At 59.1% G+C, this 15,695-nt stretch carries 11 protein-coding genes; 4 read left to right on the forward strand and 7 right to left on the reverse strand.

Annotated features, from left to right (window positions below; all coding sequences use genetic code 11):
- Window positions 1-158: 158 nt before the first annotated feature.
- Entirely contained in the window at window positions 159-1,217 is a 1,059-nt protein-coding gene (gene psbA, locus NW822_RS06540) for a photosystem II q(b) protein (protein WP_414403916.1), read from the forward strand.
- Here psbA and NW822_RS06545 read toward each other — a convergent pair.
- From NW822_RS06545 to NW822_RS06555, 3 genes are all read right to left on the reverse strand, one after another.
- The gene (locus NW822_RS06545; protein ID WP_414360297.1) at window positions 1,214-3,037 is read right to left on the reverse strand and encodes an aspartate kinase; all 1,824 of its coding nucleotides are present in this window, start codon (window positions 3,035-3,037) and stop codon (window positions 1,214-1,216) included. The genes psbA and NW822_RS06545 overlap by 4 nt on opposite strands.
- Before the next feature lie 45 nt (window positions 3,038-3,082).
- Window positions 3,083-4,606: a site-2 protease family protein gene (locus tag NW822_RS06550; RefSeq protein WP_414403917.1), complete on the reverse strand. Its 1,524-nt coding sequence runs from the start codon at window positions 4,604-4,606 to the stop codon at window positions 3,083-3,085.
- Window positions 4,607-4,774: 168 nt separating this feature from the next.
- Window positions 4,775-5,047: a DUF751 family protein gene (locus NW822_RS06555; protein ID WP_414403918.1), complete on the reverse strand. Its 273-nt coding sequence runs from the start codon at window positions 5,045-5,047 to the stop codon at window positions 4,775-4,777.
- Between the two features lie 412 nt (window positions 5,048-5,459).
- Here NW822_RS06555 and NW822_RS06560 point away from each other — a divergent pair, with 412 nt between their 5' ends.
- On the forward strand, window positions 5,460-5,930 hold the full coding sequence (locus NW822_RS06560) for a hypothetical protein (protein ID WP_414360304.1): 471 nt from the start codon (window positions 5,460-5,462) through the stop codon (window positions 5,928-5,930).
- 365 nt (window positions 5,931-6,295) lie between these two features.
- Window positions 6,296-6,670: a hypothetical protein gene (locus NW822_RS06565; RefSeq protein WP_414360307.1), complete on the forward strand. Its 375-nt coding sequence runs from the start codon at window positions 6,296-6,298 to the stop codon at window positions 6,668-6,670.
- Between the two features lie 92 nt (window positions 6,671-6,762).
- Here NW822_RS06565 and NW822_RS06570 read toward each other — a convergent pair whose 3' ends face one another.
- Window positions 6,763-8,652, reverse strand: a complete 1,890-nt coding sequence (locus NW822_RS06570; protein WP_414403919.1) for an ABC1 kinase family protein — start codon at window positions 8,650-8,652, stop codon at window positions 6,763-6,765.
- Window positions 8,653-8,922: 270 nt separating this feature from the next.
- Between NW822_RS06570 and NW822_RS06575 the strand changes: the two genes are divergently transcribed.
- A complete protein-coding gene (locus NW822_RS06575) occupies window positions 8,923-11,016 on the forward strand; it encodes a caspase family protein (RefSeq protein WP_414403920.1) in 2,094 nt (697 codons plus the stop codon).
- On the opposite strand, the gene NW822_RS06580 is transcribed toward NW822_RS06575, so the two are convergent.
- The 3 genes from NW822_RS06580 to NW822_RS06590 all read right to left on the reverse strand — a co-directional run bounded on the left by NW822_RS06580 (window position 11,013) and on the right by NW822_RS06590 (window position 15,621).
- Window positions 11,013-11,684 carry a DUF1614 domain-containing protein gene (locus NW822_RS06580; protein WP_414360315.1) on the reverse strand — a complete coding sequence of 224 codons (672 nt, stop codon included), beginning with the start codon at window positions 11,682-11,684 and terminating at the stop codon, window positions 11,013-11,015. The two genes, NW822_RS06575 and NW822_RS06580, sit on opposite strands and share 4 nt — an antisense overlap.
- 124 nt (window positions 11,685-11,808) lie before the next feature.
- The gene (locus NW822_RS06585; RefSeq protein ID WP_414403921.1) at window positions 11,809-13,602 is read right to left on the reverse strand and encodes a hypothetical protein; all 1,794 of its coding nucleotides are present in this window, start codon (window positions 13,600-13,602) and stop codon (window positions 11,809-11,811) included.
- A 624-nt stretch (window positions 13,603-14,226) separates the two neighbouring features.
- Window positions 14,227-15,621 carry a malic enzyme-like NAD(P)-binding protein gene (locus tag NW822_RS06590; protein WP_414403922.1) on the reverse strand — a complete coding sequence of 465 codons (1,395 nt, stop codon included), beginning with the start codon at window positions 15,619-15,621 and terminating at the stop codon, window positions 14,227-14,229.
- Window positions 15,622-15,695 lie beyond the last annotated feature (74 nt).

A 15,695-nucleotide genomic window follows, 5' to 3' on the forward strand; every position in this document is an offset into this window, starting at 1 on the left:
CACATTCTGGCTGCACACGTTAGGGATCCCTGTCGGCATCCCGAAAACTGTCTAGTTTGGAAGAAAGCTCCCCTAGGCCTTGTCGAAGGAGCTCCTGAGATCAGTTCGGCAAAGGCAGGGGGGAGGTGGCTTTGCTGAAATTTTCTAGGAGTTGGCCTATGAGTACGGTCATTCGTCGCTCCGCTGCTGCGCGGCGGCTGTGGAGTTGGGAAAGTTTTTGTCAGTGGATTACCAGCACCGAAAACCGGCTTTACATTGGCTGGTTTGGCGTATTGATGATCCCAACATTGTTGGCAGCAACCTTTTGTTTTGTGATTGCCTTCATTGCCGCGCCGCCGGTGGATATGGACGGGATCCGCGAGCCGGTGATTGGCTCTTTGTTGGGGGGCAACAACCTCATTTCTGCAGCGGTGGTGCCCACCTCAGCCGCCATTGCCCTGCACTTCTACCCCATCTGGGAAGCCGCCTCCTTGGATGAGTGGCTCTACAACGGCGGCCCCTACCAGCTCATCGTGTTTCACTTTCTCCTTGGGGTGTGGTGCTACCTTGGCCGGCAGTGGGAGTTGAGCTACCGGCTGGGCATGCGCCCCTGGATTGCGGTGGCCTTTTCTGCGCCGGCGGCTGCCGCTACAGCGGTGCTCTTGGTCTACCCCATCGGCCAGGGCAGCTTCTCAGAGGGACTGCCGCTGGGGATTGCCGGCACCTTCCACTTCATGCTGGCCTTCCAGGCGGAACACAACCTCTTGATGCACCCCACCAGTTGGCTGGGGGTAGCCGGGGTGTTTGGCGGCGCCCTGTTGGCGTCTCTACACGGCTCCCTAGTGCTCTCCAGCCTAATCCGGGAGACCTCGGAAGAGGAGTCGGCCAATGCCGGCTACCGCTTTGGCCAAGAGGAGGTCACCTACAACTTCCTGGCCGGCCACTACGCCTTTTTGGGGCGGCTGGGGATCCCAAGCCTTGGCTGGCGCAACAGCCGCTCTGTCCACTTCTGGATGGCGGCCCTGCCGACCGTAGGGATTTGGGCGGCAGCCATTGGCATTGGGGTGATGGCCTTTAACCTCAATGGCTTCAACTTCAACCAGTCCATTCTGGATAGCCAGGGTCGGTTTATCCCCACCTACGCCGACCTCCTCAACCGCGCCAACCTGGGGATCCAGGCCATGCACGCCCCCAACGCCCACCACTTCCCCCTGCTGCTAGCAGCCAAAGCCGACTAGGCTCGGTCGAGTTCAAAGGCGCGGTGGGCAGCTTGCAGAGCGCGGATTCCTTGCTCCCGTCGCACCACGCAGCTTACCTTAATCTCTGAGGTGCCAATCATCTCAATGTTGATCCCGGCGTTGGCCAAGGCAGCGAAAAAGCGCGCGGCGACGCCGGGATAAATTTCCATGCCGGCGCCGACGATGCTCACCTTAGCGATATCGTGGTCGGCTTCGACCCCCGCCGCCTGCAGCTCCTCGGCCACCTGCCGGCACACGGCCTCAGCCGCCAGCGCTTGCTCCTGGGGCACAGTAAAGGCAATGTCGGTGCTGGGGATCCCATTGTGGTAGCCCCGCTGGCTTTGGATGATGGTATCGACGATAACGCCAGCTGCGGCCAGGCGCCCAAACAGATGGGCAGCCGTCCCTGGGCGGTCCGGCACCTTGCGGATGCCCAGCCGCGACTGCTTGAGATCCAGGGCAACGCCCCGCACGGGGTGGCTGCTGGGGAGGGGATCCCGGCCAGGAGCTACCGTGACCCGATGCAAGTGGGGGATGACCTGAAAGGCTTCTCCCAAGGCCAGGGCGGCCTCCCCAGCCCGCTCAGCAGCCACCACACAGCTTACCTTGATCTCCGACATGGAGATCATCTGGAGATTGATCCCGGCTTCCGCTAGCACTCGAAACATCTCGGCGGCAATGCCCGGGCGACCCATCATCCCCACCCCGGCAATGCTGACCTTGGCCACCGCCTCCTCGACGAGGACTTCCCTACACCCCAGCTCCTGGCCCACCTGCTGTGCCACGGCTGCCGCCTGGGCTGCCTGCGCCCGGCTGACGGTAAAGGCAATGTCGTTGGTAGGGGATCCCTCGGCTGCACTGAGGTGGAGCGACTGCAGGATTAAATCGACGTTGATCCCGGCTGCCGCAATTTCCTGGAACAGCTGAGCGGCAATGCCCGGGCGATCCGGCACTCCCACCAACACCACCTTGGCCTGATCCCAATCCAGCTCCACCGTATCCACTGCCCGGCCCAGCTCAATGCTACTATCGGCGGGGCGAGGGCGGGGAGGAGGAGAAAGAATGAGGGTGCCCTCGGATCCTGCCTGCAAGGGCTCCAGGCTGGAGCGCACCCGCAGCTTGACGCCGTAGTTGCGGGCAATTTCTACGGAGCGGGGGTGGAGCACCTGCGCTCCCAAGCTGGCCAGCTCCAGCATCTCGTCAGCAGTAATCTCTGGCAACAACCTGGCCTCGGGTACCTTGCGCGGGTCGGTAGTAAAGATCCCTGGCACATCGGTGTAGATCTCGCACAGCTCTGCTCCCAGAGCCACCGCCAAAGCCACCGCCGTAGTGTCGGATCCCCCCCGCCCCAGGGTGGTAATTTCCAGCTCAGTTAGGCTGGTGATGCCCTGAAAGCCGGCCACCACCACCACCTCTCCCCGCTCCAAGTGCTGCCAGAGGCGGTCGGTGTGGATGTGCAAAATGCGGGCCCGCCCGTGATCCCGGGTGGTAACAATCCCTACCTGAGCCGCCGTCAGCGAAACGGCAGGATAGCCCAAGCGCTGCAGCGCCAAGGCCAGCAGGGCAATGCTTACCTGTTCGCCCGTGGAAAGGAGCATGTCCCACTCCCGCCACTGGGCCGGCGTGGTCGGGGATCCCTGGAGGATCTGTTCCCCCAGTTCCACCAGGCGGTCTGTTTCCTCTCCCATCGCTGAGACCACCACCACCACCCGCTGGCCCTGATCCACCGTGTGGGCCACCCGCTGGGCCACGGCCTGGATGCGCTCAATGGAGCCGACAGAGGTGCCGCCGTACTTCTGGACAATTAAACCTGCTGGCATGGCTAGGGCTGAGCTGGTTAGGCGTGGTTTGGATCCTACCCCGAACTAGGCCAAGCCCAACCAAGTTTGCAAAAAGGGTGGCACCGGCAGCAGGATCAACACCAGCAACGTCAGCATCCCCAGCCCCAGCAGCTCCCGCCCCTCATCCAGCTCAGTGACGTCGTTGAGGGCCGGCTCGTCGGCACTGGAGATAACAAACAGCAGCAGCGCCCACAATAACAGCCAGGGCTGCACCGTCAAGGCCAGCAGCAGCACCAGCCAGCGAGTTACTCGCCCCACATTGGCCCCCATCTGCTGGCCATAGACGGCGTGGACAAGGTGGCCCCCATCCAGTTGGCCCACCGGCACCAGGTTAAAGGCAACCACCACTAGACCCAGCCAGCCGGCAAAGGCCAAGGGGTGCAGATCGATCACCTGGCCCGGCTGCAATTGATCCCCTAGCACCATACGCGCCAGGATTGCTAGCAGCACCGATAGGCGTGGATCGATGCGATGGAAGCTAATCGGGGTCGGCTGCCCCTCTGGCACTGCCGGAGGATCCGCAGGCGTCGAAAAGACTAGCCCCAGGAGCAACATTGCCAAAGCAACGAGGCTGCCTGCCAGCGGCCCGGCAACGGCAATGTCAAACAGCACCTTGCGGTTGGGCACCGGTTCTTTCAGCTCAATGAAGGCCCCAAAAGTTCCCAGAACAAAAGGCACCGGAATGAAGTAGGGGAGCGAGGTTTTGATGCCGTGGCGGCGGGCCACCCAGTAGCGGATCCCCTCATGGGATCCCAGAATGGCCAGGATCCCCACTGCATAGGGCAGCCCTTGTAGCAGCGAGGGCAAATGCAGCAACCGATCAGGGCTGACCCCAGCCGCCTGGGCGCCGGCAGTTAGAGTTGTCCAAAAGGTAAACAGCAGTAGCCCCAGCGCCAGCAGAGGCCATTCTTCCTGACGGGTTAGGGAGCGCCGCGCCGCTGGGTTGGGCACCAGAGCAAAAAAAGGCTTGCCGGCAAACCCCTCCTGGAGCACCACTAGAAAGCGCTTGCCAAAGGTGGTTTCCACATTCCGCTGCACCCGCTCATAGGCTTCGGTGGGATCCGCCCGCAAATTGCCGCGGCAGATGATGGCCTGAGGGCGGTATTCCACGCTTTGCAGATAGAAAACGTTCCAAGGAAAGCAGCGATTGAGCTTTTCCCGCGACACCTCAGCGATGGAAAGGGGAGCAGCCGCAGCCCCTTCCTCCTCGTCTTCCTCTCTCTCCAGCAAAGGCTCCTGCTCTGGTTCGGGATCCCGCTCGAGCGGGGTGTTTTCCGCCCGAGGCGGAGGGCTTGCTGGTGGAGGCGGGAGACGCCCCCGCCGCACCAGGGTCATGCTGGCAAAGTAAGAAGCCAAAAACAGCCCCAACATCAGCAAAGGGGGCATTTCGTACTGAAACACCTGCCGCCCCAGCACCCAAATCAGGGGGGGCAGCATCATCACCAGCCACAGGATCCGCCACGGCACCTTGGAGAGGCGGGCCACGCTTTTTTGTAGCAGCAGGTAGGTCGTTGAACCCACCAGCGCCAACAGGATCCAATCTGCCATGAGCTCAAATATGGAGATACCCCTACCAAGCTAGCGGCAAACCTCCTCCGCTTGCTACCGCCACCCCTAGGGATCTCTTAGGAGCTTGCTCGGCTTAAAGCAGCACCCGGATCTAAGCAGGCGGTGGGGGGCACTTGCTTTTGTAAGCGACGGAGAGGATCCTCCCCCTCAGCCCAACATCCAGGCTGGAAGCAAGGGATGCCCCGTCATTGCCCGCAGGGTGAAATAGACAAACAGCAGCAGAGCCAGGGCTCCCAGCGTCACCAGAGCCCCTGCCGTCCGGCTTTTGCGATACAGGTTCACAAAGGGCTGGAGGCCAGCCCAGATCCCTCCTAGCAAGACAGTAATGAAGTAGGTAGGGTAGCGGGAGACATTCTCCACAAATTGATCTTCTAATCGGCGGGGAGGCTGCGGCTGGGGCATGGGCAGAAAGCAATCCAAGTCCACTCCCTATTGACACTCCCCCGACTAGTCGCGAAGCAAGACGTAGTCCTTAGTCAAGGGATTCTTACGCAGTCCACAGAGGGACTCGTAAAGGCGCTGTCAAAACGCCCCTAGATGGTTGGCTCCGCTTACTTGTTGACTTACAGCCCTGTCCGGATTTTTTACCGGGGCAGGTGCTTGCCTAGGAGCAATTGTAGCATTGGCAAGCGACTCAAGTCGCTTAAGGACTATGTCCCGCTAACGCGAGCGGGCTTTTCCGCCCCGCACTAACCGCTGGCTGAAGCAGCAGGAAACCTGATATGGATATGGTAGGGGTTATCCGGCCTCCTTTGCTGGACTAATGCAAGAATTGTCCTCTGATGCCTTCAATCGCGCTGGGGAGCTGCCTGGGGATCAGGCCCTGGCATTAATGCGTGTTCAGGAGGCCCTGGATCAACTGGAGGCGGCCATTCTCAGCAGTCCTCGTTTGTTCTGGTCTCGCACCCTCATAGACGAAGAAAAGATCCTGGAGCAGTTGGACTTCATTCGCCTTACCTTGCCCACTGCTTTGGAGGAAGCTGAGGAAGTGCTGCGCCAGCGGGATCAGATCTTGGCGGAGGCCCATCGCTACGCCCAGGAAATCGTGGCCATGGCCCAGCGCCGGGCCGAGCAGCTTGTTAGCGAATCAACCATCCTCCGCCAAGCCCAAGCTCAAGCGGAACAGTTGTTGCGGCAAACCTACCAACAGAGCGAGGAAGTGCGGCGACAGACCCTCCAAGAGTCAGAGCGTCTCCAGCGGGAGGCCCACCGCTACGTGGATCAGGTTTTACAGGATCTGGAGATGCGGCTGCTGGAGTCGCTGCGGGTGCTCCGCAACGGCCGACAAAACCTGCAAACCTGAGCTTGCTTCTGGCTAAAGAGTGTTCACCTGTCCGGTTTTAAGTCATATTAAAAGTAACATCCGGACTTCCCTACTCTGCAGACTGGGGGTAACCAAGCCCCGTTAGGCAAAACGAAGCCAAGTCCTGGATGTGTGGCCAGGAACTCGATGCGCTGGAGATTGCCGCGGCAGGCAAGGGATCTCAAGCTTTGGTGGCAAGCTGGCGCAGTTTTTCCCTCGCTGGACTGAGAGCGTGTGTCCCTACTTCTCAGCGATTGCTCCAGGACTGTACCCATCGAGCTACCTTCCGCAGCGGGCTCTTGCTTCAGCCTGCGAGTTCTGGCTTTTGTCCCTTCTGGGAGTCCCTTAGTTGTCTAGGAGATTCTATGGCCATTGAACCGAAAGCTCGTAAGAACCGCGAAAGTGCTAAATCTCGTTCTCGCAGCCGTCGTCATGAGCCAACCAAAGCCAGCAATTCAGACGCTAGCCTTTCCCTGCCGAAGTTGATCCAAGAAAACGCCGTGCTCCAGTCCCGCAGTCAGTTGTTGCTGATGTACAGTGACTTTCAAACCGAAATGCCCAACGATGGCAAGACAGGCGTTGGCACCTGGCTGCGAGCTCGCCTCAAAGAGCACGGCATGCCTAGCCTACTGCGTTTTGGCCCGCGCTCCTGTCCCCAAGTTTTCCGCCGCGATGAATTTTCCGAGTGGATGATGCTAGCTCTCAACACTCCCAGTCCCAAAAACGACAGCGCCCAGTAGGGGAAGCTGAGGCAGCAAACTAGACTAGGGGGTTGGCTGGGGAAGTTCTGCAGCAAGCAAAGCTAGCTCGAATTTCCCCAGCTTGCCTACCCCTACGCTACGGAAGCGGAGAGGCGAGTCGCTGGTTTGGGGGATCCCGTTCGCCCATCTAGGGAGGCTGGTGGCTCCTTCTCCTCCTCCGCCAGCAACAAGTCTCGGATTAGACGGGCTGCCAGGCGCTGCAACCAGCGGGAGGCCAGCTGCTGCCCCAGTTGTTGGGCCTCCGGTCTAGTGGCTACCTTGGCCACTAGAGGCAGAAGTTGCAGCGGCTGAAAGGCTGGGTTGCTACTGAGGATGGCCCACAGACGCTGCAGATGGGCCAAGCCGTCTGCAGCTCCGTTTCCTGAGCTGGAAAAGAGGATATCCACCAGGTGCTCTCGCAGGAAAGCTCCCCGCTCAGAAAAGAGGAAGTCAATGGCTTTTTCCAGGGATCCCTGCAGGTCAAAATCCTCGCTGTTGACGGCATTGCGCAGCAGATTCTCCAGGCGGTTCCAGCGAAATTGCCCCTGGTTAAACAGCAGCTCCCGTAGAGACTCGCGCAGCTCTGGAGCGGGGTCGGTGAGGAGCCGCTGGGCGACGTAGGGATAGGCCACGCTCAACACTTTGAAGTTGGGATCCAAACCAATGGCGATCCCCTCTAAGGTGAGCAGAGAGCGGATGATGAGGGCGTAGTAGGCAGGTACGCGGAAGGGGAAGTCGTACATCACCCCCGAGAGCCTGTCAGTAATACTTTTGAAATTTAGCTCCGCCACGGAGCTGCCCAAGGCTTCTGCAAAGACAGCCTCTAGGGCGGGAATGATGGGCGTGAGGTCAGTATCGGGATCTAGGAATTCCAGATCCACATAGTCCTGGGCCAGGGCAACAAAATCCCGGTTCACCAAGTGGACAATGGCCTTGATGAGGCCGTAGCGCTGGTGGGGCTGGATGGTGCTCATCATCCCAAAGTCAATGTAGGCCAGCCGCCCGTCGTACATGGCTAAGAGATTACCGGGATGGGGATCGGCATGGAAAAAGCCGTGCTCCAAAAGCTGCTTAAGGGAGCAGTTAACCCCAATCTCGATCAGGTGCCGCCCGTCCAAACCTGCCGCCGTGATCTTGTCAAGCTGGGTTAGCTTGATGCCGTCGATCCACTCCATCGTCAGCACCTTGGTGCGGGTGTACTCCCAGTAGATTTTGGGAGCGTAGATGGAGGGGTGGCGATACAGCTCCAGGAAGCGCTCGGCGTTGCGGCCCTCCTGGGTGTAGTCCATCTCTTCGTACAGCCGGCTGGCAAACTCATCGACAATCCCCACCAAGTCACTGCGGATACGGCGAAAGGTGCGCTTGGCCCAGGCGGCCAGGCTACGAACGATGTACATGTCAAGGGAGATGCGTTCAATCAAATCGGGTCGCTGCACCTTGACAGCGACTTTCTCTCCCGTGTGCAAATAGGCTTGGTAAACTTGCCCCAGGCTGGCAGCCGCTATTGGCTCGGGGCTAATCTCGCGAAAGATTTGTTCTACCGGCCGGCCGAGCTCCGACTCGATGAGGGCAAAGGCAGTGGCATTGTCAAAGGGGGGTAGCTCATCCTGAAGCTTGGCCAGCTCTTCCAGAAAAAGAGGCGAGACCAAGTCGGGCCGGGTGGAGAGGGCCTGGCCAATTTTGATAGCTGTCGGCCCCAGTTGCGTGAGGATCTCTCGCAGCCGCACCGCGTGCTGGGGACGATTTTGCAGCTCCACTCCCCGCCAGCGATCCCACAGGACCCAGATCAACAGTCCCAAAAAGGGGGTAATCAACTGAAAAAGACGCCTCAGCACCAGATCCCAGCGCCCCCGGTATTGCCTGGCCAACTGCTCTGGGTCATAGCGCAGAGCTGGTTGCGAGGGTTGCCACCCCCCCGCCGTCACAGGTTGTTCTGCCCTCCCTGGCTGGGTTGCGGCCACTGTTGACCGTGTTGCGCCCATAGAAGTCCCGACGGATCTCGTAACACATCTTAACCTGCTGGGTTCGCAAGCGGCTTTTGGGCTGGGCGGGTGACCCGGGACGTCAAATCCCCTTGCTCTAGAGGCAGAGGCTGGGCCAAAGAAGGTCAAAAAAGGCTGGAAACTGTTCCCAGATCTCTCAAAAAACCTGGGGTGGATAAAGATATCCTGAAATAGGCAGCAACAGGTTGGGTGCAAAGTTTAGGCCAATGGGTTAGCCGTTAGGCCAAGGGGGCAACCCAGCAGGTCAGCATGGAAAGGCGGTCTTTTCTCCAAAAGTTACTCTTGGCTGCTGCTGGCCTTGGCCTGCCTCCTGGCTGGCTAGCCAGCCAGGCTAAGCGTTATGGACAAGCTTTGGCAGCCACCTCCCGCAAGTTGGCTCTTCTAATTGGCATTAACCGCTACCCTGGCGAGGGATCCCCCCTGCAGGGCTGCGTTACAGATGTGGAGCTGCAGCGGGAGCTGCTGCTATACCGCTTTGACTTTGACCCAGCAGGCATTCTCACCCTCACCGATGCCGCAGCTACGCCAAAAGGGATCGAATTGGCTTTTGCTGAGCACCTGGGCGCTTCAAGTCAGACGGCTGCAACCGTGGTGATCCAGTTTAGTGGCTATGGCCAGTGGCGGGCAGGGGCCGAGCCGAGGCGCTGGCAACCGGTGTTGCTGTTGTCTGGGTCTGAAGGCCCCGCAGCCATGGGTCTGGAGCACTTTTTCCAGCTTGTGCAAGGCCTAGGCACAGCCCAGATTACAACTGTACTTGATTGTGGCTTTACCTATGTTGCCCCCGCCGTACGGGGCAACTTGCAACTGCGCTCCCGCCCACCCGCTCTGCCAGCAGCAGCCTCCACGGTGCCAGATCCCGGCCGTCTACCCTCTGCGGCAGAGCAACAGGCTTGGCCCTCGCCGCCCAAAGGGGTGTTGATTGCCGCCACCACCCCCCAAGACTTGGCAGCGGAAGCCGCCTGGCCCGGATTCCATGCGGGAGTGCTCACCTACCTGCTGACCCAGTACCTGTGGGAAACCACGCCAGCTACGCGCCTGCTGATGGCTTTCAGCCAAGTGGCGGGGCGGCGGGAGCTGGGCCTATTTTCCTGTCAGCGTCCTACCCTCGAAGGTAGAGAAACGGCTCGGCGTATCCCCCCCTACTTTCTTACCCCTTCCCAAGGGGTAGCCAGTGGAGTCATCCAAGAGGTGAAGGGGAATCGAGCCCAGGTGTGGCTGGGAGGGATCCCGGCGGCCGCCTTGTGGAGTCTGCAGCCGGGTACTCTTTTGGCTCCCCTTGCTGCCGAACCTTCCACCGTTTCCCCGCTGCCGCTTCTGGTTCGTTCTCGCAGTGGGCTGTGGGCGCAGGTGCAGCCGGCCAATGGGGAAGGTCAATTGCCTCCGGTGGGGACACTGGTGCGCGAGCAGTTGCGCGTCCTCCCCAGCAACCTCAAGCTGCTGGTGGGCCTGGAGGAGAGCTTGGGCCGCGTTGAAAGGGTGGACCTAACCAACGCCATCGCTGGCTACAGCTGGATGGAGACAGCCAACCCGCGCGAGCGCCAGGTGGATTGCCTGCTGGGCCGCATCACCCCCGAAATGGCCGCTGCTTTCCAGGTGGATGCTTTGTCCAAGCCCTTGGAAGTTAACAGCTACAGCCTTTTTTGGCCGGGACGCGAGTTGCTCCTCAATTCCTGTGGCCCGCCAGGGGAAGCGGCAGCTACAGCGGTGCAGCGGCTGGCACCCCGTCTGGCTCATCTGCTGGCAGCCAAGCGCCTGCGGACCACCCTCAACGCGGCCATCTCGCCGCTGGCGGTGGTGGGAGAATTGTCTACCTTCAAACCCTCACGAGCGGCACGGTTTGCCCAAGGAGCCCCTGCGGAGCCAGGCATCCAGCGCTTCCTGCGCGGCGAGCCTCTCTATCTCATCCTGCGCAACGAGGGGGACCAAGATCTGTTCGGCTACCTGTTGATGGTCGATCCCGGTGGGCAAGTGCACCTGCTGGCTCCCCTGCCCCAGGACGACCCTGCTCTGCCACTGCGCCTTGAGGCCAAGGGTACCCTGACCTTACCGCCCCTGCCTGACTCTGCCGTTCCTCCCGACCTGCTTACCTGCCATGCCCAGGGGTTGACTGAGCTATTGTTTGTGGCCAGTACTCGCCCTTTATCGACCAGCTTGGAAGCCCTCAAAGCCATGGTCCGTCAGCAGGGGATAACCCGTTCGCCGATGTTGCTCAGCAAACCGCTGGAGTGGACGCAGATGCTGCTAGAAGAGCTGACCCGTCGTCCGCCCGAAGGGGATCCCGATCTGCGCTGGCTGGATCCCAGCCAGGCTGTTACCCTTTCCCTCACCTATTTGCTGGTCTAGCTCAGCAACAGGGCAAACAGACCACAGAGGGCAATGCCATCGAAAACGCCGGCCCCGCCAATGCTGAGAATGCCCGAGCAATTGCGCCGCAGCACTTCCGGCAGGTGCAGCAGATCCGCTCCAATCACTGTGCCCAAAACCCCGCCGGCAAAGGCCACCGCCGGCGCCTGATCCCCGGCCCAGAATAGAGCGGCTAGGGCTGCCGTGGCCGGCGCAACTAGCGGATTCATCTGAATGCCGATCCCGGGCACCACGTGGGAAGCGTAGTAGCTGACCACCGTTACCAGTGCCGTTACAGCCAGGATCAACAGCCCATCAGCCCGGCCAAATTGATATAGGGCCAAGAGCACCGGGATCAGCCCTCCACCCACGTTGAGGGCAATCACCGTCTCCTGGGAGATTTTGGCCAACGGGATCCCCCAAAATTGCCGCATCCACAGGCTGGCCAGATCCTCTACCAGAGTTACCTCGCACTTGACGCGATAGAGAGGAATATTGACCGAGCTGCCCACCAGGATGGCTAGCAGCAGCAACAGCGCCCCCTCCCGCGAGAACCCCAGCTTCTCCACCGCCAGCGCCACCACGTCCACCGCTAGCCCCAGCCAGAGGAAGGGCAGCAGCAGCACCAGCATCAAAAACAGCAACAGCGAGAACGGTAGGTAGAACATGGCAGGGATCCCAGGCTTTCCTCCAGCCTACCAGGACTCGGTTCAACTTTTCTTGGCCTCAGAGGACAAGTAAGAAGTTAGGTTTGCAACTACAGATCATTTGCCTGAGGCGCCTCAAGATTGTCTAGAGACCAAAAATAGTGTTGCGGATATCCCGAGAAATGCTGTGGCCGGCCTCCCGATCGCTAGGGGTTTTGGACAGGCTAATTTGGTAGCGTCTATCCCCGTGAAAGCAAATCCTGACATGATTATCTTCCGCGATGACCTCAAAACCGAGCTCTTCCAACCTTTTTCTGTAATAATCACTCCATCCATTGTAGTCTGAAGACAAGCTGTCTACAGATTCCCTAATCCTCCGACGATGATCATCACCCTCGTTTGCTTCGTTATTCTCAACCAAGTTTCTAAGTATATGCTGGACTCTGCTCCCTTCGTGTACGTTATTAATTTTCTCTCTCAGGATTTCCAAAATAAAACTCTTAGCTTCTTGTGGGTAAAACTCTTTCTCGGTTATTTTCAAGACTATATCTATTTCCGACGGCTCGTACCTTGTATAATGCCCTCTTCCCTGAAGAATTGTAGACAGAGTCTTTTCATAACCTTCTATGCCAGTCTTCAGCGTCTTTATTTCCTCATCCCTTTGTTGAAGCTGTAGTCTCAGCTCTCTAATCTCGTCTGCGTCTGCATGGAACTGCTCCGCACGCAGCCTCTCTATCTCTGCTTGGAGACTTCGCACTTGCCGATCTTTGTCTTGGAGCTGTTGCAAAAGCTGACGCCGCTCGGCCAACTGGGCCTCAAGTTCTTGGAGCCGCCCGCTCCTTTGCTGAAGCTCTTCCCGCAGCCTAGAAAGTTCTTTCTCGCCTTCCTCAATTTGCCAGCGGAGCTCTTCTTGCAAGCGCCGTTGCTCGGCCAGCTGTGCTTCCAGATCTTGGACTTGCTTGCTGCTCTGCTGAAGCCGGGTTTGGAGCTCTGTCAGTTCCGCTTGCCGGTTCTGCAGCTTCTCGTCCCTCTCCTGGAGTTGCCGGGACAAGTCTCCGACGAGACCCTGCCATCTTTGCAGATCGGCAACCAGTCTTTGAATTTCTTCCTCCTTCCGCGCAGACTGGTCCTGTAGCTCTTCAATCTCTGCTTGGAGGCTTTGCACTCGCCGATCTCTGTCTTGGAGCTGTTGCAAAAGCTGACGCCGCTCGGCCAACTGGGCTTCAAGTTTTTGGAGCTGCTCGCTTTTTTGCCGAAGCTGATCCCGCAGCCTAGAAAGTTCTTTCTCGCCTTCCTCAATTTGCCAGCGGAGCTCTTCTTGCAAGCGCTGTTGCTCGGCCAGCTGTACTTCCAGATCTTGGACTTGCTTGCTGGTCTGCTGAAGCTGGGTTTGGAGCTCTGTCAGTTCCGCTTGCTGGTTGCGCAGCTCCTCCTCCTTCTCCTGGACTTGCCGGGACAAGTCTCCGACGAGACCCTGCCATCTTTGAATTTCTTCCTCCTTCCGCGCAGACTGGTCCTGTAGCTCTTCAATCTCTGCTTGGAGGCTTTGCACTCGCCGATCTCTGTCTTGGAGCTGTTGCAAAAGCTGACGCCGCTCGGCCAACTGGGCTTCAAGTTTTTGGAGCTGCTCGCTTTTTTGCCGAAGCTGATCCCGCAGCCTAGAAAGTTCTTTCTCGCCTTCCTCAATTTGCCAGCGGAGCTCTTCTTGCAAGCGCTGTTGCTCGGCCAGCTGTACTTCCAGATCTTGGACTTGCTTGCTGGTCTGCTGAAGCTGGGTTTGGAGCTCTGTCAGTTCCGCTTGCTGGTTGCGCAGCTCCTCCTCCTTCTCCTGGACTTGCCGGGACAAGTCTCCGACGAGACCCTGCCATCTTTGAATTTCTTCCTCCTTCCGCGCAGACTGGTCCTGTAGCTCTTCAATCTCTGCTTGGAGGCTTTGCACTCGCTGATCCCTGTCTCGGGCAGAAGACCAAGCAATCCTCGAGGCTACTGCGTTCCCGGCTCCAACCACCAGAGCCACTCTGAGGGCTCTGCCGAGGTCAGACTGAGGCAAAGCGGCAATGCTAGCAGCGGTGAGCGTGGTGACGATGTGGACGTAGAGCGGCTTACGTATGTCCATTGGGAGTGCTGAGTGATCAGAAACCTAAAACTCAGGGTAATCGATGAAGTCAGTGAGGTCTGCACAAAATACTACACAAAGAAGGAAGAAAGCTTGAAGGGTTGTTAAGTTACAAGGGATCCAAAAAAGAAAGTAGACTTCAACGTTGCCGCATTTGCTGCTCCAAAGCGTCCCCCAGGCCATTTCCGACAAAATTGATGCTCGGTATGTTGAGATCTTCCCTGCACTGCCAGCTTGCTTCCGCGCAGTGCTAGGACGTGAATAAATTGCAGTTGCAATGGTTTGCTACCCTAAGGGGTTGACGCTTTAGGAGCCTGCAGACCACTGATACAAGCGGATGCTGCCTTTCACCCGCTTTTGGTAAGGTTTTCCTCCGCCAACGGACTGTCTGCCCGCAACTTCTTCGTTGCCCACAGTTGCCCTAAAGGAGGGCCGCCTGGGCAACCCTCAAGGGATCCCGGCCACTCCTGTTTGGCGGGCAGCCTGGATCACGGCGGCAGCCACCTGGGGAACTACCCGCCCGTCGAAGACGGAGGGAATGATCCACTGGGGATCCAAATCTTCAGGTGGGATCAAATTGGCGATGGCCTGGGCGGCAGCCAGGCACATCTCGATGTTGATCTGCTTGGCGCGGCAATCCAGAGCACCGCGAAATACCCCCGGAAAGGCCAACACATTGTTGATCTGGTTGGGGTAGTCGCTGCGCCCGGTGGCCATCACCGCCACCCGATCGCTCACCACCTCCGGCTGAATCTCTGGCACCGGGTTGGCTAGAGCAAAGACAATGGGATCCAGCGCCATTTTTTCCACCATCTCTGGGGTCAAGGCATTGGCCACGCTCACCCCAATGAACACATCTGCCCCCACCAAGGCATCTGCCAGGGATCCACTCTTCTCAACGGCAATGGCAGCTTTCTCGGGGGTGAGGTCGGTGCGGGAGCGGCTGAGGATCCCTTGGCGGTCACAGACCACGATATGGGCTGCCCCAGCCCGCCGCAGCAGTTGCGTTACCGCAATCCCGGCTGCTCCTGCGCCGTTGAGGACAATGCGCACCTCGTCTAGGCTTTTTTTGACCACCTTCAAAGCATTCAGCAATGCCGCCAGCACGACAATGGCCGTGCCGTGTTGATCGTCGTGAAACACTGGCAGGCTGAGACGGGCCTTGAGCTGGGACTCGATGGCAAAGCAGCGGGGGGCACTGATGTCCTCCAGGTTAAAGCCGCCAAACCCCGGCGCCAGGCGCACCACTGTCTCCACGATTTCTCCCACATCCTGGGTAGCCAGGCAGAGGGGGAAAGCATCGATATCGGCAAAGCGCTTAAACAGAGCTGCCTTCCCCTCCATCACCGGCAGAGCGGCCTCTGGGCCGATATTTCCCAGGCCCAGCACGGCGCTGCCGTCAGTAACAATGCCAACGCAATTGCCTTTGATGGTGTATTCATAGACAGCACTGGGATCGGCGGCAATCTCCAGGGCCACCCGACCCACACCCGGGGTATAGGCCATGGCCAGATCGGCGGCGCTCTCCAGGGGGCTTTTGGCCACCACCTGTAGCTTTCCTCCCCGGTGCAGCTCAAAGGTGCGATCCACCACCCGCTCCACCTTCACGTTGGGCAAAGAGGCAACAGCAGCGTGAATTTGCTGGGCGTGCTCGCTGCTAACGGCATCCACGCAGATTTCCCGTACCGTTTCGGCTGCCGATTGGTGGATAAGGTCAATCTGGCTGAGGCTGCCTCCCACCTCGGCAATGGCTTGGGTAACACGGGCCAGCGCCCCCGGCTGGTTGGGCAGACGTAGGCGTAGGGCAATGCTGTAGCTGGAGCTGGGGGTGAGTTTTGCCATAGCTTTCTATAGTAGAAGAAAAATTGCTTTCAGCAGAGCAAACTCCTCAACGCTGAGCCCTCTGGTTGCGCCGA

The sequence above is a fragment of the Synechococcus sp. H70.2 genome, from assembly GCF_047462275.1.
Taxonomy (GTDB): Bacteria; Cyanobacteriota; Cyanobacteriia; order Thermostichales; family Thermostichaceae; genus Thermostichus.

Coding starts and splice junctions, on each gene's coding strand:
- NW822_RS06565 (WP_414360307.1), top strand. CDS start 6,296: ATGGCCATTGAACCGAAAGCTCGTAAGAACCGCGAAAGTGCTAAATCT.
- NW822_RS06580 (WP_414360315.1), bottom strand. CDS start 11,684: ATGTTCTACCTACCGTTCTCGCTGTTGCTGTTTTTGATGCTGGTGCTG.
- NW822_RS06570 (WP_414403919.1), bottom strand. CDS start 8,652: ATGGGCGCAACACGGTCAACAGTGGCCGCAACCCAGCCAGGGAGGGCA.
- NW822_RS06575 (WP_414403920.1), top strand. CDS start 8,923: ATGGAAAGGCGGTCTTTTCTCCAAAAGTTACTCTTGGCTGCTGCTGGC.
- NW822_RS06590 (WP_414403922.1), bottom strand. CDS start 15,621: ATGGCAAAACTCACCCCCAGCTCCAGCTACAGCATTGCCCTACGCCTA.
- NW822_RS06560 (WP_414360304.1), top strand. CDS start 5,460: ATGCGTGTTCAGGAGGCCCTGGATCAACTGGAGGCGGCCATTCTCAGC.
- NW822_RS06550 (WP_414403917.1), bottom strand. CDS start 4,606: ATGGCAGATTGGATCCTGTTGGCGCTGGTGGGTTCAACGACCTACCTG.
- psbA (WP_414403916.1), top strand. CDS start 159: ATGAGTACGGTCATTCGTCGCTCCGCTGCTGCGCGGCGGCTGTGGAGT.
- NW822_RS06545 (WP_414360297.1), bottom strand. CDS start 3,037: ATGCCAGCAGGTTTAATTGTCCAGAAGTACGGCGGCACCTCTGTCGGC.